Annotated in this window: 17 protein-coding genes, 1 tRNA gene, 2 other RNA genes and 1 other annotated feature; of the genes, 15 read left to right on the top strand and 5 right to left on the bottom strand. The window is 57.4% G+C overall.

Going from position 1 to position 17,423, the window contains the following annotated elements:
• The first annotated feature begins 277 nt into the window (after positions 1-277).
• The 10 genes from PG062_RS00660 (at position 278) to ssrA (ending at position 8,709) form a co-directional block, all read left to right on the top strand.
• On the top strand, positions 278-1,141 hold the full coding sequence (locus tag PG062_RS00660) for a methylenetetrahydrofolate reductase (protein ID WP_114001185.1): 864 nt from the start codon (positions 278-280) through the stop codon (positions 1,139-1,141).
• A gap of 37 nt (positions 1,142-1,178) precedes the next feature.
• Positions 1,179-1,838 (top strand): vitamin B12 dependent-methionine synthase activation domain-containing protein, encoded by a 660-nt coding sequence (locus tag PG062_RS00655; RefSeq protein WP_270750568.1) that lies wholly within the window; start codon positions 1,179-1,181, stop codon positions 1,836-1,838.
• Positions 1,828-4,227: a homocysteine S-methyltransferase family protein gene (locus PG062_RS00650; RefSeq protein ID WP_333559362.1), complete on the top strand. Its 2,400-nt coding sequence runs from the start codon at positions 1,828-1,830 to the stop codon at positions 4,225-4,227. Before PG062_RS00655 ends, PG062_RS00650 begins: the two co-directional genes overlap by 11 nt.
• Before the next feature lie 113 nt (positions 4,228-4,340).
• Positions 4,341-4,538: a hypothetical protein gene (locus PG062_RS00645; protein WP_270750567.1), complete on the top strand. Its 198-nt coding sequence runs from the start codon at positions 4,341-4,343 to the stop codon at positions 4,536-4,538.
• Between the two features lie 226 nt (positions 4,539-4,764).
• Positions 4,765-4,863, top strand: an RNA gene (gene ffs, locus PG062_RS00640) — signal recognition particle sRNA small type.
• Positions 4,864-4,919: 56 nt separating this feature from the next.
• Positions 4,920-6,683 carry a DNA polymerase III subunit gamma/tau gene (gene dnaX, locus PG062_RS00635; RefSeq protein ID WP_270750565.1) on the top strand — a complete coding sequence of 588 codons (1,764 nt, stop codon included), beginning with the start codon at positions 4,920-4,922 and terminating at the stop codon, positions 6,681-6,683.
• Positions 6,684-6,767: 84 nt separating this feature from the next.
• Positions 6,768-7,109 (top strand): YbaB/EbfC family nucleoid-associated protein, encoded by a 342-nt coding sequence (locus tag PG062_RS00630; RefSeq protein WP_114000972.1) that lies wholly within the window; start codon positions 6,768-6,770, stop codon positions 7,107-7,109.
• A gap of 14 nt (positions 7,110-7,123) precedes the next feature.
• The gene (gene recR / locus PG062_RS00625; protein ID WP_114000973.1) at positions 7,124-7,717 is read left to right on the top strand and encodes a recombination mediator RecR; all 594 of its coding nucleotides are present in this window, start codon (positions 7,124-7,126) and stop codon (positions 7,715-7,717) included.
• A gap of 109 nt (positions 7,718-7,826) precedes the next feature.
• The gene (gene smpB / locus PG062_RS00620; protein WP_270750564.1) at positions 7,827-8,294 is read left to right on the top strand and encodes an SsrA-binding protein SmpB; all 468 of its coding nucleotides are present in this window, start codon (positions 7,827-7,829) and stop codon (positions 8,292-8,294) included.
• A 62-nt stretch (positions 8,295-8,356) separates the two neighbouring features.
• Positions 8,357-8,709: a transfer-messenger RNA gene (gene ssrA / locus PG062_RS00615) on the top strand.
• A 281-nt stretch (positions 8,710-8,990) separates the two neighbouring features.
• Here ssrA and PG062_RS00610 read toward each other — a convergent pair.
• Positions 8,991-9,134 (bottom strand): hypothetical protein, encoded by a 144-nt coding sequence (locus PG062_RS00610; RefSeq protein WP_270750563.1) that lies wholly within the window; start codon positions 9,132-9,134, stop codon positions 8,991-8,993.
• Between the two features lie 262 nt (positions 9,135-9,396).
• Between PG062_RS00610 and PG062_RS00605 the strand changes: the two genes are divergently transcribed.
• From PG062_RS00605 to PG062_RS00585, 5 genes are all read left to right on the top strand, one after another.
• Positions 9,397-9,481, top strand: a tRNA-Tyr gene (locus tag PG062_RS00605).
• Between the two features lie 125 nt (positions 9,482-9,606).
• Positions 9,607-10,299: an alpha/beta hydrolase gene (locus PG062_RS00600; RefSeq protein WP_270750562.1), complete on the top strand. Its 693-nt coding sequence runs from the start codon at positions 9,607-9,609 to the stop codon at positions 10,297-10,299.
• Between the two features lie 44 nt (positions 10,300-10,343).
• Positions 10,344-10,625, top strand: a complete 282-nt coding sequence (locus tag PG062_RS00595; protein ID WP_270750560.1) for a DUF1294 domain-containing protein — start codon at positions 10,344-10,346, stop codon at positions 10,623-10,625.
• 226 nt (positions 10,626-10,851) lie between these two features.
• Positions 10,852-11,493, top strand: coding sequence for a class I SAM-dependent methyltransferase (locus tag PG062_RS00590; RefSeq protein ID WP_270750559.1), 642 nt, complete (start codon positions 10,852-10,854; stop codon positions 11,491-11,493).
• A gap of 45 nt (positions 11,494-11,538) precedes the next feature.
• Positions 11,539-12,156, top strand: coding sequence for a 6TM ABC transporter family protein (locus tag PG062_RS00585; RefSeq protein ID WP_270750557.1), 618 nt, complete (start codon positions 11,539-11,541; stop codon positions 12,154-12,156).
• Positions 12,157-12,212: 56 nt separating this feature from the next.
• Here PG062_RS00585 and leuB read toward each other — a convergent pair whose 3' ends face one another.
• The 4 genes from leuB to PG062_RS00565 form a co-directional block, all read right to left on the bottom strand.
• Positions 12,213-13,283, bottom strand: coding sequence for a 3-isopropylmalate dehydrogenase (gene leuB / locus PG062_RS00580; RefSeq protein WP_270750555.1), 1,071 nt, complete (start codon positions 13,281-13,283; stop codon positions 12,213-12,215).
• 1 nt (position 13,284) lies between these two features.
• Positions 13,285-13,773 carry a 3-isopropylmalate dehydratase small subunit gene (gene leuD / locus PG062_RS00575; protein WP_270750553.1) on the bottom strand — a complete coding sequence of 163 codons (489 nt, stop codon included), beginning with the start codon at positions 13,771-13,773 and terminating at the stop codon, positions 13,285-13,287.
• Positions 13,770-15,035, bottom strand: a complete 1,266-nt coding sequence (leuC, locus tag PG062_RS00570; protein ID WP_113999580.1) for a 3-isopropylmalate dehydratase large subunit — start codon at positions 15,033-15,035, stop codon at positions 13,770-13,772. Before leuC ends, leuD begins: the two co-directional genes overlap by 4 nt.
• Before the next feature lie 226 nt (positions 15,036-15,261).
• Entirely contained in the window at positions 15,262-16,932 is a 1,671-nt protein-coding gene (locus PG062_RS00565) for a 2-isopropylmalate synthase (protein WP_113999579.1), read from the bottom strand.
• 82 nt (positions 16,933-17,014) lie between these two features.
• Positions 17,015-17,285 (bottom strand) — a binding site (T-box leader).
• Positions 17,286-17,423: the final 138 nt, after the last annotated feature.

Raw genomic sequence — 17,423 nt, 5'->3', positions numbered from 1 at the left:
GGCATCTGCGTTGCCAAAATGCTCGATAATGTCGGGTTGCGGTACCCGCATCGTGCTTCGGGGCAAAAGCCCCTCGCACTCTGCGACCGCTGCCCCTGCTTCGGTTCGCTGTTTCCGCCACTGGCGGCGCTCACCTTTGCAGCATCCAGTATTATCTGCGCTTTTGGCTTAGCATCTGCCGCACCTCGCTCGCCGTATCGGCACTTAGAATTATGCGGTATTGCCTTAATTGGGTAGAAATAGAGGAAAGTAATAAAGATACAGGAGGATGAATCCTATGCAGATCTCCCAGATGTTCAAGCGCAAGCCTTGTGTGTTTTCCATCGAGTGCTTCCCCCCGAAGCAGACCGCCAACTTTGGTAAAATGAAGGACACCCTGCGCACCATGCGCACCCTTAACCCGGATTTTATCAGCGTTACTTACGGTGCAGGCGGCTCCACGGGCGGCGTTTCCACTGTGGAAGTGGCCGAATTCCTGAAAAACGACCTGAACGTAGAGCCGCTGGCCCACATGATCTGCATGGGCAGCGATAAGGCAAAGGCCGCCCAGCTGCTGGACCAGCTGAATGCCGCCGGTGTGCGCAACGTGCTGACCCTGCGCGGCGACCGCACCCCCACCCGCCCCGAAAGCCCGGACTTTGCCCACGCAAGCGACCTGGCCCAGTTTGTGTGGCAGACCCAGCCGGAATTTGATATCCACGCTGCCTGCTACCCCGAAGGCCACCCCGAAGCCGCTACCCTGGCCCAGGATGTTGCCAACCTGCGCTTTAAGCAGGAGGCCGGTGCCACCCACCTGCTGACCCAGCTGTTCTTTGATAATATGCACTTTTATCGCTTTTTGAACCTGGCCCGCCGCGCAGGCATCACTTTGCCGGTGTCTGCCGGTGTTATGCCCATCGTTAAGCGCAGCCAGATCGAGCGCACGGTGGCACTTTCCAGCGCCAGCCTGCCTTCGGAGTTTACCCGCATGATCTCCCGCTACCAGGACGACCCCGAAAGCCTGTATGCTGCCGGTATTGACTATGCCGTGCAGCAGCTGCGAGATCTGATCGAAGGCGGCGCGGACGGTGTGCACCTGTATGCCATGAATGACGCCAAGGTTGCCGCCGCTGTGTATGAGGGCATCAAGGACCTGCTGTAATCGGCCTGTTGGCCCCATAGAGGGGGAGTGAAACGCTGTGCAATTAGTCTACCCGCAAAACAATACCCGCGCCGAGACCCTTCGCTACCTTGGGGCAGGGGGCTGGCAGCCGGATGCTGCATCCCAGGTGCTGCTGCAAAAAGCCGAGGACGCCCTGCGCGCCGCCGCCACCCCGCGCGGCGTGTGGAAACAGCTGCCGCTGACCGCCCTGCCGCTGCAGAACGCCGGGAATGATATTGCCCGCCACCTGCGCGGCTGCGATGCCATGGTGCTGATGGCCGTTACCCTTGGCAGCGGGGCTGATACCCTGATGCGCCGCCTGGAGCTGACGGATATTGCCCTGGCCGCTGTGGTGGATGCGATGGCTTCCGCTGTGATGGAAGAGCTGTGCAACGCGCTGGAAGCCGAGATCCGCACCAGCGTGCAGGCGCAGGGGCACTACCTGACAGGGCGTTTTTCCCCCGGCTATGGGGACTGCCCGCTGACTTTGCAGCAGCCGTTTGCCATTGCGCTGGATACCGTGCGCGGCCTTGGCATGGCGGTCACGCCGGAAAATCTGCTGACCCCGCGCAAAAGCGTAACAGCCATCCTTGGCGTGGCGGACCACCCGGTAACGGGGGCCCGCGCCGGGTGCGGGCACTGCCTGCTGCGCGAAAAGTGCGAATACAGAAAGAGGGGAACCACCTGTGAAAATTGAGGAAGTATTTGCCCGCCGCCGCTTTATTATGCTGGATGGCGCCATGGGCACCCAGCTGCAGCTGCGCGGCCTGACCACAGAACAAAAGCCGGAACTGGCCGCCTTTATCATGCCGGATGTGCTCACTGCCGTCCACCGGGACTATGCCCACGCCGGGGCGGATATCCTGCTGGCAAACACCTTTGGCGCCAACCCTCGTAAATTGAAGGGAACCGGCTATACTGTGCAGCAGGTGATCGAAGCGTCCATCGCATGTGCCCAGACCGCCGCGCAGGAAACCGGTGCCCTGGTGGCACTGGATATCGGCCCCATCGGCGAGCTGCTGGCCCCGGCCGGTACCCTGCCGTTTGAGGATGCCTGCGCCCAGTTTGCTGAGATGGTGCGCGCCGGTGCCGCAGCCGGGGCAGACCTCGTCTTTCTGGAAACAATGACCGACCTGTATGAGCTGAAAGCCGCCATCCTGGCCGCAAAGGAAAACTGTGACCTGCCGGTGTTTACCTCGATGAGCTTTGAGGCCCGTGGCCGTACCTTTACCGGCTGCACAGTGGAAAGCTACGGCATTACCGCCGCCGGCCTTGGTGCGGACGCCGTGGGCATCAACTGCTCGCTGGGCCCCAAGGAAATCCTGCCCTTTGCTCAGCGGCTCTGCCGTGTGGTGCCCGCCGGTATGCCGGTGTTTGTCAAGCCCAATGCGGGCCTGCCGAACCTGGACGGCAGCTATGATATCACCCCGGCGGAGTTTGCCGCTGAGATGGCCGCCTACCTGCCCACCGGAATTTCCATGCTGGGCGGCTGCTGCGGCTCTGAGCCGGAATCCATCCGCCTGCTGAAAGAGCTGACCCAGGATAAAACCCCCGCCGCCAAAACCCCTATTGTGCGCAGCCGCCTGTGTACCCCCGTGCGCTGCGTGGAGGTAAACGGCATTACCGTGGTGGGCGAGCGCATCAACCCCACCGGCAAAAAGCGCTTGCAGCAGGCCCTGCGGGAGGGCGACAGCGCCTATGCCTGCGCCCAGGCCGTAGCCCAGGCCGAAGCCGGTGCCGAGCTGCTGGACGTGAACGCCGGTCTGCCGGATATTGACGAACCCGCCACGCTGGAAATGCTGGTGCGGGAGCTGCAATCCATCACCGACCTGCCATTGCAGCTGGATTCTTCCAACAAAGATGCTTTGGCCCGTGCGCTGCGCATTTATAACGGCAAGCCGATCGTCAACTCGGTCAACGGCGAGCAGAAGGTGCTGGACAGCATTCTGCCCCTGTGCAAAAAGTACGGCGCCGCCGTGGTTGGTCTGGCACTGGATGAACACGGCATTCCCAAAACGGCAGAGGGCCGCTTTGAGGTTGCCAAGCGCATTGTGGCCGCAACGGATGCTATCGGCATTCCCCGTGGGGATGTTTACATCGACTGCCTGACGCTGACGGTTTCTGCCGAGCAGAGCGCCGCTGCCGAAACCCTGAAAGCCATTACCATGTGCAAAAAGGAACTGGGCGTGCGCACCGTGCTGGGTGTTTCCAACATCAGCTTTGGTTTGCCCTGCCGCGGCTACATGAATACCACTTTCCTGACGTTGGCCATGCAGGCCGGGCTGGACCTTGCCATCATGAACCCCAACACGCCGGAAATGATGGCCGCCGTGCGCGCCTACCGTGTGCTGACCAGCCAGGACGAAAAGTGCAATGATTACGTTGCCGCCTATGCCAATGTGCAGGTGCAGACCTCCCAGGTGGCAAAAACTGATGCCGCCGCCCCGGCGGGCGGTGCAGCAGGGGCCGATGCTCTGTTTGAAGCCGTGCGCCGCGGCCTGAAAAACGAAGCCCGCGCCGCTGCAGAGGAAGCCCTGAAAACCCGCGAGCCTTTGCAGGTGGTGAACGAAACGCTGATCCCCGCGCTGGATGTGGTGGGCGATGCCTTTGAAAAAGGCTCCATCTTTTTGCCGCAGCTGCTGCAATCCGCCACGGCGACCCAGGCTGCTTTTGAAGTGATCAAAACCGCCATTGCCGCCAGCGGCAGCCAGGGCGAAAGCAAAGGCCGCATTGTGATCGCCACCGTAAAAGGTGACGTACACGATATTGGCAAAAACATTGTGCGCGTAATTTTGGAAAACTATGGCTATGACGTGCTGGATCTGGGCCGCGATGTGCCGCCGGAGCGCGTGGTGGAAGCTGTGCGCCAGACCGGTGCGCCGCTGGTGGGGCTTTCGGCCCTGATGACCACCACCGTGCCCAACATGCAGGCCACCATCGAAGCCCTGCACGCGGCCAACCTGCCCTGCAAGGTCATGGTGGGCGGCGCTGTGCTGACCAAGGCATACGCCGAACAGATCGGTGCCGATTTTTATGCCAAGGACGCCAAAGCCAGCGCCGATTACGCCAAACAGATTTTTGGCTGATTGAATCAAGTTTTGACTTTCACGTTTCAGCTGGTATTTATGATGAAAAAAATTTAATACGATAACGCAATAAAGCAGCAGCACACCGTTTCCCGGAAAATAGGGAAGCCGGTGTGCTGCTGTTTTTATTTGGAAAGGGGGAATGGCGAAATAGGAACGAAAAGAGTGTGAAAATAAGAAATGAGGAAATTGGAAAAATTGAAGAAAGAAGAAATCAAGAAAATAAAAGAGTGAGTTACGCCTTTTCTACCTCACAATCACTCCAGCTGTCTGCTGTGGTGGCGGCGCTGGTGTCCACGCTGGTTTGGTAATGGCAACGTTCTGCAGCAAAAAGGTGGATTCGGTGTTGGTGGTGTAAAACAGGGATGTGCATGGCCCTAAAACGATGAAGAAGGAACTTTTTAATTGAATTTTTATTCAAATCTTTTTAACAAAAACTTTCTGCCCCAGCCCCCAACCGCTACTTGCAATTTGCCAAACGGTATAGTATAATACTTAAAGCGGACAGGGCTGTATATTGCGCTGTTTTGCATACGGATGTGGGCCCCGTGCGCAGGAGCCCTGTGAACCATGTCAGGCGGGGAACCGAGCAGCATTAAGCGGTGGTCTCCTGGTGCTGCGGTCAGTCCGCATTCGTATGCAAAGCAGCGCAGCCGCGGGGCACACCCCGCGCGGGCCTTGTCCCTTTTTCTATGCCGCAAAATATTTTACAGGGGGTGGTTGCATTGTACCGTGCGCTGTACCGCAAGTGGCGTCCGCGCAAGTTTGCGGATGTTGTTGGCCAGGAAGCCATCGTAACGGCCCTGCAAAACCAGATCGCCGCCGGGCGCATTGGCCATGCCTACCTGTTTACCGGCACCCGCGGCACCGGCAAAACCACCTGCGCCAAAATTTTTGCCAAAGCGGTCAACTGCCTGGATACCACCAGCCCGGACCCCTGCGGTGAATGTGCTGTCTGCAAAGGCATTGATGAGGGCACCATTCTGGATGTATCGGAAATTGATGCCGCCTCCAACAACAGCGTGGATGACATCCGTGACCTGCGCGATGAAACCGCCTATCTGCCTGCCGTGTGCAAGTATAAGGTATATATCATCGACGAGGTGCACATGCTGTCTACCTCGGCGTTCAATGCCCTGCTGAAAACCATGGAGGAACCGCCGGAGCATGTGATCTTTATCCTTGCCACAACGGAAGTGCAAAAGGTTCCGGCTACTATCCTCAGCCGCTGCCAGCGCTATGACTTCCAGCGCATTACGGCGGATAAAATTGCCGGTCGGCTGGAATATGTGGCCGGGCAGGAAAACATTGAGCTGGACCATAACGCCGCCGAGCTGATCGGCCGCCTGGCCGATGGCGCCATGCGTGATGCACTGTCTATCCTGGATACCTGCGCCGGTGTTTCCAACACTGTGGATGAAGCGCTGGTGCGCCGTATGGCGGGCGTGACGGACCGCAAATATCTGTTTGAGATCAGTGATGCCATTGCCGCGCGGGACGCTGTGAAAGCCTTGCAGGAGATTGCCGCCCTGCGCCAGCAAAGCGTGGATATGCGCCGCCTTTGTATGGAGCTGGCCGGGCATTACCGCAATTTGATGCTCAGCGCCCTGCCCGGCGGCACCGACCTGCTGACGGGAACTTCCCCCGAAGAGGAAGCTGCCTACGCTGCGCGGAAAGATTTCCCCCAGGCGGAAGCGGTACGCGCCGTCAATGCGTTTGGCGCCGCGCTGGAAAAGATGGCCCGCGGTACGGACCAGCGCATTGAGCTGGAACTGGCGGTTTTCTCGCTCACCCAGCCGGAAGCAGTGCCTGTTGCGCTGCCTGCCGCCGTGCCCGCCCATCCGGTGGTTACAGCAGCCAGTCCGGCCCCCTTTGCCGCCGCCCCGCAGCAGGTGCCCCCGGTGCAAATGGCATCGGCCCCCGTGCCGCCTGTGGCAGCCCAGCCGGTTCCGCCTACCGTGGAACAGCCGCCGTTCAGCGCACCCATAGCAGGGGAGACCCCGCCCTTTGAGCCGGAGCTTGCCCCCGCCGCCCCGGCGGTGCAGCAGCCCACCCCGGCTCAGCAGCCGGTGTACGCGGCGGATGTGCCCATCCCCAAACCGGTGCGCACCGTGGCCAAAGAGCCGCAGCTGTTCCCCCAGTGGCAAGCGGTGCTGGAGCTGATTGCGGAAAACGATCCCATGCTGAACTCTTACCTGCGCGGAACCCAGGCTTATTACGATGGCCGCCGCGTGCTGATCGAGTGCAGTGATGATTTTCGCGATTTTATGCGCCGCAGCAAAGAAACCAGCAAAAACATCAAACAATATATCTACCAGGTCACCCACATCAAATGCGGCATCGGCCCGTATGAAAAAACCGCTGCAGCTGTATCCAACGCCCCCGCAGCCGATGTGGAAGAGACCCTGCGCCAGATGAAAGATCTTGGCGTGGATGTAGTGGTAGAAGATAAATAATGTTGCTGTCAACCGCAGTGTTGCGGTGTGCCGCCCGGCGGCAGCGCCGGGTGATAACAATATGGATAATAAGGAGAATTACCTATGAAAGCAAGACTTCCCAAAGGCTATGGCCGCCCCGACCCGCAGGCAATGATGCGTCAGGTCCAGAAAATGCAGGATGAGATCCGCGCAAAGCAGGACGAGCTGGAAGCCCGTGAATACACCGGCACAGCCAGCGGCGAGATGGTTACCGTTACCATGACCGGTAAGCACGAAGTGACCGCCATCAAGATCAAGCCCGAAGCCGTAGACCCGGATGATCTGGAAATGCTGGAAGACCTGATCGCTGCAGCTGTCAACAGCGCGGTTGCCGCAGTGGATAAGGATTCTGACGAAGAAATGGCTAAAATGACCGGCGGCATGAATATCCCCGGCCTGGGCTGATCGGGGGCCGCTGCATGCAGAACGCCGAACCCCTTGAAAACCTTGCGGACCAGTTTGCCCGGTTCCCCGGCATTGGCCGCAAGGGTGCCGTGCGCATGGCCTATGAGGTAATGTCCATGAGCAATGAGCAGGCCATGGAGCTGGCCAAGGCGATTGAAAACGCCAAGGTCAAGCTGCACCGCTGCCGCCTTTGCCAGGATTATACCGCCAATGAGGTGTGCAGCATCTGCGCTTCCCCCAAACGGGACCGCTCCGTGATCTGCGTGGTGGAATCCCCGCGGGATGTAAAAGCCATTGAGCGCACCCATGAGTTCAACGGCCTGTACCATGTGCTGCATGGCCTGATTTCCCCCATGGACGGCATCGGCGCGGATCAGCTTTGCGTAAAGGAGCTGCTGGCCCGCCTGGACGGCACCGTAAAGGAAGTCATCATGGCCACCAGCCCTACGGTGGAAGGCGAGGCGACCGCCATGTACCTGGCCAAGCTCATCAAGCCCCTGGGCATCAAAACCACCCGCCTTGCCTATGGCTTGCCAGTTGGTTCCAGCCTGGAATACGCTGATGAAACCACTTTGTACCGCGCTATGGAAGGCCGCGGCGAAATGTGACGCCCGATTTGGCTTGACAAAACGATTTTACTGCGTTATACTGTATACCCCTTAGCGGAATGGATTTGCATGCTGCAGGGGAAAACGGCTTTGAAAGGAGGTGCGCTTGATGGCACAGGAAAAGCCCGGCAAAAAGGTGATTGCCCAAAACCGTGAAGCGCGCCACGAGTATTTTGTCATCGAAGCGCTGGAAACCGGCGTTGAACTGGTCGGCACCGAGGTCAAAAGCCTGCGTGCCGGCGGGGTCAACTTGAAGGATTCCTGGGCAGATATTGATGATGGTGAGATCATCCTGAAAGGCATGCACATCAGCCCATATGAGCAGGGGAATATCTTTAATAAAGATCCCCGCCGCCCCCGCCGCCTGCTGGCGCATAAAAGCGAGATTCGCCATTTGCAGCAGCAGATCAAACTGCAGGGGTACACACTGGTGCCGCTCCAACTGTATTTCAAGCAGGGGCGTGTAAAAGTGGAACTGGGCCTGTGCAAAGGCAAAAAGCTGTACGATAAGCGTGCTGATGCCGCCGCACGGGACGCCAAGCGCGATATTGACCGCGCAATCAAAACAAGAAGATAATTTTTTCGCGCACACACTTTTGTTTTCCCACGCTGTGTGGTTCTGCCGCATAGCGCTTATATGGGGCTGTAATGGTTTCGACGGGGAGAGAGAGGCGTGAGCAGCGGGCCGTGGCGGTGCACCACGATAAAAGTGCCAAACAAAATTAACTGACAACGATTATACTGTTGCCGTCGCTGCCTAATTAGGCACGACCGTCCTGCCTGTTTTAGTACCGCACAGGGTCAGGGCGTCGATTAGGTACTGAACGTGCACGGGCCTAAGCTTTGCCGCCTGTCATGAATTTATGAAGCTACCAATGTGTCAAGCGTGTGCACTCGCTCGCACTGCGGGAATTTTAATAAATGCACTGCGCCCGGAGATACTCTAACCGCTTTCTTTTCGGACACGGGTTCGACTCCCGTCAGCTCCACCAAAATAAAAGCACCCGCCGTACCCCGGCGGGTGTTTTTGTTTTGGTGCTCCGTGAGCTGCTAAGGAGTCGAACAGGGCGGCAGTACCGCAGTACCAGCCCGATGGCCGATGCGGAACGCGGATGCCGTGCGTTCGTCATCCTCGGCGGAATCACTCTCATTATACCAGTGGTTTGCCCGGTGTTTGAATGCCCTGCGAATAGCCGCCTGCCCCTCATACAGGGCAGGCATAAAAAAATACGGTGTGCGTGCATCGTGGTTTCAACAAATGTTGGCGCGGCCATTACGGCACAATTTCCACGCCGGGCAAAACGTCCATGTAAAAACACAGCCGGTACTGGCGCGGGCAGATAGAATTCATTTTGAACTGTTCCAGGCTGGTCACTGCGGTCAGCATGGCCAGCATCAAAACAAGCAGCTTCTTCATTGCGTTCTCCTAAAAATGGGCATGAAAGAACCACGGTGCAGAATTTGCATGCGCTGAATACTCTGGGCGGTGATCTCCCTGTATCTCAGGCTGTTTCTTTCGGTGTAGCATTGTTTTTCTCGGATTGCAAGGCACTTGCCACCGCAGCCGTCCGTTTCCCGTTCCGCCGTTTACAAAAATATTTTTGAAATAGGGCTTGCTTTTTCCATCTTATCCTGCTATAATGATCAAGCGCTGTTAAGGCAGAGGCACAAATGAATATGGGAGCTTTCCCGAGTGGCCAATGGGGACAGACTGTAAATCTGCTGCTTAATGCTTCGGTGGTTCGAATCCACCAGCTCCCACCAAAAAGCTGTGGCAAAAATGTGTCACAGCTTTTTTTGTTGTATCGCTAAAAAATGACGAGCTCATCAGCCCCTTTTTTCAAACGTTTTTTACAGTGTTGTCCAACACATAAAGAGGAAAACCACAAATGTGCACTCAAGAATTAAAAATTGGCACAATTCCGGCTGTACTGTACGGCGAACCGGCCCCCAACATCTGGTTGTTCGTGCATGGCCAGGGCGGTAATAAAACGGAAGCCGCAGCATTTGCGGCGCTTGCCGCCCCAACCGGCTGGCAGGTGCTGGGCATTGACCTGCCGGAACATGGAGACCGCACGGGGGAAACTGACTTTACTCCCTGGCAGGTGGTGCCAGAGCTGCAAACGGTGCTGGCCTATCTGCAGCAGCACTGGCAGGGGGTTCGGCTGCGGGCCAACAGCATCGGGGCCTATTTTTCCATGTTGGCTTTTGCCGGGGCAACGATTGAAAAAGCGCTGTTTGTTTCGCCGATTGTGGATATGGAGCGGCTGATCTGTGATATGATGCAGTGGGCAAAAGTAACGCCGGAGCAGCTTTGCGAAAAAGGTGAGATCACCACAGAATTTGGGCAGACCCTTTCGTGGCGGTACCTGTGTTGGGTGCGCCAACACCCGCTGGATGGCTGGCAGATCCCCACAGCAATCCTGTACGCCGGGCAGGACACCATGACAAGCCGGGATACGGTGACGGCGTTCGCCCAAAAACACCATGCGGAACTGACGGTATACGAACCGGGCGAGCATTGGTTCCACACCCCGGCTCAGCTAAATGCCATGCAAACCTGGGAGCAGGCACACCGGTAAGAGCCGCTCAAGGCTTGAACCATGAGAAAGAGAGAGGAAAGACCATGGCCATTACAATGTTGGCGGGGTACCTGGTTATTATCAACGCGGCGGCGCTGCTGATGATGGCGGAGGACAAACGCCGAGCCAAGCGGCACCGGTGGCGCGTGCCGGAAGCCGCACTGTTTGGCGCAGCCCTGCTGGGCGGCAGCGCCGGGGCATGGGCGGGCATGTATCTGTTCCACCACAAAACCAAGCACTGGTATTTTGTGGTGGGTATGCCGCTGATTCTGGCCGCACAGCTGGCCGCTGGGGTGTGGCTGGCAGGGAACAGCGGCCTGGTTTGAACAATCGGAATGCTCTGCCGGAGCAATAACGGTGCCGCAGCACCGGGACCCCGACAGAGCATTTGACTTTTTGGGTTAGCCATGATAAACTAATGGCGCCTGATCAAAACAAACAAGGCGTTCCCCAGAAAAAAATTGCGACGGTTCGGCAACGCACCGCCGTTTTTATGAATCAAATGTTAGTCAAATCTAACATTTGCTGACCAAGGAAGTGAAAAAAAGCTCAATGTCAAAACAAACTGATAACAAGCAATTCTGGCAGCAGTGGGCCAGCTGCTATGGCCCGCTGATGCAAAGCAGCGAGCCGCTGTATGCTGCCATTGCGCAGCAGATGCAGCCGCACCTGACGCCGGAAATGAACGTGCTGGAACTGGCCTGCGGGTCCGGCCAGCTCAGCTTCCGGCTTTCCCGCCTGGTGCGGGACTGGGAGGCTACGGATTTTTCGCCCAAAATGATCGCCCAGGCAAAGCTGAAACCCCGCGGGGTGGGGCTGCACTTTTCGGTGCAGGATGCCACCAGCCTGCCCTATGCGGACGAAACCTTTGATGCGGTGCTGATCGCCAACGCCCTGCACATTATGCCCCGGCCGGAAAAGGCTCTGGCAGAAATTTACCGGGTGCTCAAGCCCGGCGGCCAGCTGTTTGCCCCAACCTTTGTGCATGGCGAGGTACCCCGCACCCGGCTGCGCATGCTTGCCATGCGGTGCGCGGGGCTGCAAATCTATAACAGCTGGATGGTGCCGCAATACCTGGCATTTTTGCAGGCGGGCGGCTTTGCCGTGCAGGAACATGCCCTGCTGGGGGATACCCTGGCCCCGCTGTGCTATGCCCGCGCTGTGCCGGACAAAATGCGTGTAACACAGCGCTGAAGCAATCCACCCCAGAACAGAACGATATAATTAAAGGCTGATACCATGATCAACAAAAAACTGCTTTCATTTGACCCCGCCGCCATGCGGTATGTGTGGCGGTGCGTGCTCTGCCAATGGCTCAGCCTGCTGTGCAATGTGGCCTTTGTGTGGGCGCTGGCCGGGATTGTGGGCGACGCGCTGGGGGCCGGGCTGGCTGCTGGCGCATGGCCCGCGGCGTTTGCTGTCTGCATGATCAGCATTCCGCTGCGCATCGTCTGCACCACGCGGGCTTCCGCGATGAGCGATAAAGCTTCCGCGGGCGTCAAGCGCACACTGCGGGCTAAAATCTACCAGAAAATGCTGGCCCTTGGCACCAACTACAGCGAGACGGTGGCAACCTCCGAAGCCGTTATGCTGGCGTCCGAGGGGGTGGAACAGATCGATTATGAATTTGTAGAGTGTGGTAAGGTGCAGGTCCGGCGTGGTCGGGTGACCACGCCCTACAGAATGGGGGAGACTAAGGTGAATACCAAAATCCCAAGCCCATCCCCCCGGCGGCCAGGGGGCTGGCCGCCCTACAGCTTGCCTTCACACGAATATCTCCCCAAAACCAAAAGCCCGGTACAAGCCAAAAAACTTGTACCGGACTTTTATCTTATATTATTGGTATTATATGATTAAAGTTTCTTCGGTTCCTTCTTTTCAAAGAAGGAATAAAACAACCCCCGTAAAACCAATCAGATGCGCTCCAAAATGGCGTCACCCATGGCGGTGCAGCCAACCTTGGTGCAGCCGTCTGCCATCATGTCAGCGGTGCGCAGGCCGGCATCCAGCACGGCGTTCACGGCGCTTTCAATGGCGTCAGCCTCAGCGGCCATGCCAAAGCTGTAGCGCAGCATCATGGCGGCGGAAAGGATGCAGGCAATCGGGTTGACCACATCCTGCCCGACAATGTCCGGGGCAGAACCATGGATGGGCTCGTACAGACCGCAGGTGGTGGCACCCAGGGAAGAGGACGGCACCATGCCAATGCTGCCGGTGATCTCGCTGGCTTCGTCGCTCAGAATATCGCCAAACATGTTCTCGGTCACAATCACGTCAAACTGGCTGGGGTTCTTGCAGATCTGCATGGCGCAGTTGTCCACAAACATCTCGCTGTACTCCACTTCGGGGTACTCGGCCTGCAGGCGATGCATCACGGCACGCCACAGGCGGCTGGTATCCAGCACGTTGGCTTTATCCACACAGGTCAGCTTTTTGCGGCGCTTCATGGCAGTTTCAAAGCCAATGCGGCCAATGCGCTCGATCTCGTGCTCCGAGTAGGGCATGCTGTCAATCGCAACTTTTTCGCCGTTCTGCTCAATGGTTTTGTGCTCGCCAAAATACACGCCGCCAATCAGCTCACGCACCACAATAAAGTCGATGCCTTTGTCCACGATCTCTTTCTTCAGCGGGGAAGCATCCGCCAGCTGGGGCCAGATCCTGGCCGGACGGTTGTTGGCGTACAGGCCCATACCGGCGCGCAGGCGCAGCAGGCCTTTTTCCGGGCGCTTGTCACCGGCCATGCCCTCCCACTTGGGGCCGCCGACGGCGCCAAGCAGTACGGAATCCGAGGCCAGGCACTTGTCCAGCTCGCTCTGGGGCAGGGGATCGCCAAACTTGTCAATGGCTTCGCCGCCCATGTAAGCGCGGGTGTAGGTAAAGGTGTGGCCAAACTTTTCAGCAACTTTGTCCAGCACGCGCACTGCCTGGGTCACGATCTCCGGGCTGGAGCAGTCGCCATAAATTAGGGCAATGTTTTTCTGCATCTTACTTTCCCTCCTGGATGCTCTTCATCAGGCCGCCGGCCTTGATGATCTTCTGGATAAACGGCGGGAACGGCGCAGCCTGGAAGGTCTGGCCGGTGGTTTCATCAGTGATCACGCCGGTGTCAAAGTTGATGGCAACCACATCGCCCTCGTTGATGGCCTCGCTGGCGGCAGGGCATTCCAGAATGGGCAGGCCGATGTTGATGGCGTTGCGGTAGAAGATACGGGCAAAGCTCTTGGCAATCACGCAGTCAATGCCGGCGGCCTTGATGGCAACGGGGGCATGCTCGCGGGAAGAACCGCAGCCGAAGTTTTCGCCGCCAACCATAATGTCACCGGCCTTTACGCGGGTCACAAAGGTCTTGTCAATGTCCTCCATGCAGTGGGCGGCCAGCTCGGCGGGGCTCTGCGTGTTCAGGTAACGGGCGGGAATGATCACATCGGTGTCAATGTTGTCACCGTACTTAAAAACAGGTCCTTTTGCGTTCATGCTTCTACCTCCCTGGGGTCAGTGATGTGGCCGGTCAGTGCGCTGGCGGCGGCGGTGGCGGGGCTTGCCAGATAAATTTCAGAGGTAACGTGCCCCATGCGGCCGACAAAGTTGCGGTTGGTGGTGGAAACGCAACGCTCGTACTCGGCCAGAATACCCATGTAGCCGCCCAGGCAGGGGCCGCAGGTGGGGGTGGAAACAATGCAGCCGGCATCAATAAACGCTTCGGTGTAGCCGCGCAGGATGCACTCTTTGTAAACAGCCATCGTGGCGGGAATGATGATGCCGCGCACACCCTTGGCAATGTGCTTGCCTTTCAGCACGTTGTAAGCGGCTTCCATATCCTCAATGCGGCCGTTGGTGCAGGAACCGATCACTACCTGGTCAATCTTGATGTCGGCACCCTCCTTGGCAAGGTGGGTGTTCTCCGGCAGGTGGGGGTAGCTGACGGTAGGCTCCAGGGTATCCAAATCGATCACCACGGTGCGCTCATATTCGGCATCGGGGTCGGCTTCGTATTTGGTCCAGGGACGCTGGCTGCGGCCCTTCAGGTATGCTTCGCAGGCTTCGTCCACCGGGAAGATGCCGTTTTTGGCACCGGCTTCAATGGCCATGTTGCAGATGCACAGGCGGTCCTCCATGGTCAGGCTCTTAACGCCCTCGCCCACAAATTCCAGGCTCTTGTACAGCGCACCGGAAACGCCGATCTCGCCGATCAGGTGCAGGATCACGTCCTTGCCGCACACAGGGGCGTGGATGGCACCTTTCAGCTCAACCTTGATGGCGGCAGGCACCTTGAACCATGCCATGCCGGTTGCCATACCGGCGGCCATATCGGTGGAGCCAACGCCGGTGGAAAACGCGCCCACCGCACCGTACGTGCAGGTGTGGCTGTCGGCACCAATGATGCAGTCACCGGCGGTCACAATGCCCTTTTCGGGCAGCAGGGCATGTTCAACACCCATCTGGCCGACATCATAAAAGTTGAGGATATCGTATTTGTTGGCAAACTCACGGCACTGCTTGGACTGCTGGGCACTCTTGATATCCTTGTTGGGCACAAAGTGGTCCAGCACAATGTTCACGCGGGTTTTATCAAACACCGAGTTGAACCCGGCTTTTTCGAACTCATTGATGGCAACCGGGGTGGTAATATCGTTGCCAAGCACAATATCCAACTTGGCATTGATGAGCTGCCCGGCTGTTACCGAAGCTTCGCCGCAATGCGCAGCGAGGATCTTCTGTGTCATGGTCATTCCCATAGATTTCTGCTCCTTTTGCTCTGACGTATATCTTACGAATTAAAGAATAAGTAATAATGAATAAAGAATAATGGTGGTGGACCGCGGCGCACAAGCGCCGCTCAAAAACGGGGATAAACGATAACCCAGAGGCAGGCACAGCGGGACGTGTCGCACATCATATCCAAACCGTGCCGCAGGCACACCATCATTTTTAATTATTCTCTATTCTTTTTTATTTGCAACCTTATTGGTTATTGATTGCACTGACCAGCGCGCGGATACCGGCAACGATGATGTCGGTGTGGGTGCCGCAGCCCCAGGTCTCCTTGCCGGATGCCCATTTCAGGCCCACATAGCAGCAAGCGCGGGAGTCGGTATCGTTGTCCAGTGCGTGCTCGCTGTAATGCACCAGGGTAAAGTGCATGCCGGTGGTCTGCTCGATGGCGTTGGCCACAGCATCCAGACGGCCGTTGCCGACAGCATCGCAGGTAACGGGGGCGTTGCTGCCGTTAGCCACGGTAATATGGGCGGTAATGGTGGAATCCGGGTTCTGGGTAAAGTGTGCTTCCGGAACATTCAGCGGGGTCTTGTTGTTCAGGTAAGCGCGCTCAAACACATACAGCACTTCCTGGACGCTCAGCTCTTTGTGCTCGTGGTCGGATACATCCTTTACGCGGTAGCCAAGGTCTTCCCGCATGCGCGGCGGGGGATTGTAGCCGTAATTCTGCTGCAGCAGGAAGCCGATGCCGCCCTTGCCGCTCTGGCTGTTGATGCGGATGACATCGGCATCGTAAGTGCGGCCAATGTCATGCGGGTCAATGGGGATGTACGGGCAGGTCCACTCGTGCAGGTTATGCTCCTTGCGCCAGGTCATGCCCTTGGCAATGGCGTCCTGGTGGCTGCCGCTGAACGCAGCAAACACCAGGGAACCGGCATACGGGCTACGCTCGTACACATGCATGCGGGTCACGCGTTCATACGTTTCGCAGATGGCCGGCATGTTGCTGAAGTCGAGGTGCGGGTCCACGCCGTGGCTGTACATGTTCATGGCCAGGGTGATGGCATCCACGTTGCCGGTGCGCTCGCCGTTGCCGAACAGGCAGCATTCAATGCGCTGGGCACCGGCCAGAACAGCCAGCTCGGCATCTGCCACGCCGCAGCCGCGGTCGTTGTGGGGGTGGGTGGACAGGATCACGCTGTCGCGGTACTTGAGGTGCTTGGAGCACCATTCGATCTGGTTGGCGTAAATGTGCGGCATGCTCATTTCCACCGTGACCGGCAGATTGATGATCATCGGGCGGTCCGGGGTGGGCTGCATCACATCCAATACGGCGTTGCAAACCTCAACGGCGTATTCCGGCTCGGTGCCGGTAAAGCTTTCGGGGCTGTATTCAAACAGGAAGTTGCCCTCGTATTCTTCGCTCAGCTTTTTAACCAGCTTTGCGCCGTCAACAGCGATTTGCTTGATCTCTTCCTTGCTCTTTTTGAACACCTGCTCGCGCTGGGCAACGCTGGTGGAGTTATAAAAGTGGATGATGGCGCGCGGCGCACCCTTAACGGCCTCAAATGTTTTACGGATGATATGGTCACGGCACTGGGTCAGCACCTGAACGGTGACGTCGTTCGGGATGCGGTTGCCATCGATCAAGGCGCGCAGGAAGTCGTACTCGGTCTCGGACGCTGCCGGGAAGCCGACCTCAATCTCCTTAAAGCCGATCCTGATGAGCATATCATAAAATTCAAGCTTTTCTTCCAGATTCATGGGAACGATCAAGCTCTGGTTGCCATCGCGCAGGTCTACGCTACACCAGGCGGGAGCCTTTTCGATATGGTCTTTCTGGGGCCATTCATAGACATGGCCGGGCTCAACCGGCGGGGGATAATAACCCACATGATACTTTGTTGCGTCCATCATTTTTTATTGCCTCCATCAAAGTTTGTCTGCCCCTGAAAACCGGACAAAATAAAAATCCCGTCTCTCAAAGGCGTTTTTACCTTTGAGAGACGGGATGTAAATTTTACAAATACCCGCGGTACCACTCTCATTGCCGCCAGGGGGCGGCCGCTCTGCACGATCGGCTGTTTTATAGAAAGCAAACAGTGAATCGCTCCTGCAAGATAACGGTCAGGTTCCGGCTGCACCTAACGCAAAGCGCTCAGCGCAGCTGCTCAGGGGCCAGTGACGCAAAACCTTCTGCACCGCCTTGCACCAACCGGCGGCTCTCTGAAGCTGAAAGGAGATTGCTTTTTCCCCATCATTGCATTTGTGAATTGATAACAATATGGATTCTAGCAGGTTTCACATTCTGTGTCAAGATGAATTTTTGGGATTTGAACAAAATGACGAGAATGGGGAAAACTTTTTGGGAAAAAGAGAAAAAGAAAAGTTAGGAGGGAGGAGTTAGG

The sequence above is a fragment of the Gemmiger qucibialis genome (assembly GCF_027689445.1).
In the GTDB taxonomy this organism is placed as follows: domain Bacteria; phylum Bacillota; class Clostridia; order Oscillospirales; family Ruminococcaceae; genus Gemmiger; species Gemmiger qucibialis.
Note: the sequence above shows the minus strand (reverse complement) of the source record. Positions and strands in the feature narration are given on the sequence as shown.

Coding starts and splice junctions, on each gene's coding strand:
- leuC (WP_113999580.1), bottom strand. CDS start 15,035: ATGGGAATGACCATGACACAGAAGATCCTCGCTGCGCATTGCGGCGAA.
- PG062_RS00630 (WP_114000972.1), top strand. CDS start 6,768: ATGAAAGCAAGACTTCCCAAAGGCTATGGCCGCCCCGACCCGCAGGCA.
- smpB (WP_270750564.1), top strand. CDS start 7,827: ATGGCACAGGAAAAGCCCGGCAAAAAGGTGATTGCCCAAAACCGTGAA.
- leuD (WP_270750553.1), bottom strand. CDS start 13,773: ATGAACGCAAAAGGACCTGTTTTTAAGTACGGTGACAACATTGACACC.
- PG062_RS00595 (WP_270750560.1), top strand. CDS start 10,344: ATGGCCATTACAATGTTGGCGGGGTACCTGGTTATTATCAACGCGGCG.
- recR (WP_114000973.1), top strand. CDS start 7,124: ATGCAGAACGCCGAACCCCTTGAAAACCTTGCGGACCAGTTTGCCCGG.
- PG062_RS00600 (WP_270750562.1), top strand. CDS start 9,607: ATGTGCACTCAAGAATTAAAAATTGGCACAATTCCGGCTGTACTGTAC.
- dnaX (WP_270750565.1), top strand. CDS start 4,920: ATGCCGCAAAATATTTTACAGGGGGTGGTTGCATTGTACCGTGCGCTG.
- PG062_RS00585 (WP_270750557.1), top strand. CDS start 11,539: ATGATCAACAAAAAACTGCTTTCATTTGACCCCGCCGCCATGCGGTAT.
- PG062_RS00590 (WP_270750559.1), top strand. CDS start 10,852: ATGTCAAAACAAACTGATAACAAGCAATTCTGGCAGCAGTGGGCCAGC.
- PG062_RS00565 (WP_113999579.1), bottom strand. CDS start 16,932: ATGATGGACGCAACAAAGTATCATGTGGGTTATTATCCCCCGCCGGTT.
- PG062_RS00660 (WP_114001185.1), top strand. CDS start 278: ATGCAGATCTCCCAGATGTTCAAGCGCAAGCCTTGTGTGTTTTCCATC.
- leuB (WP_270750555.1), bottom strand. CDS start 13,283: ATGCAGAAAAACATTGCCCTAATTTATGGCGACTGCTCCAGCCCGGAG.
- PG062_RS00610 (WP_270750563.1), bottom strand. CDS start 9,134: ATGAAGAAGCTGCTTGTTTTGATGCTGGCCATGCTGACCGCAGTGACC.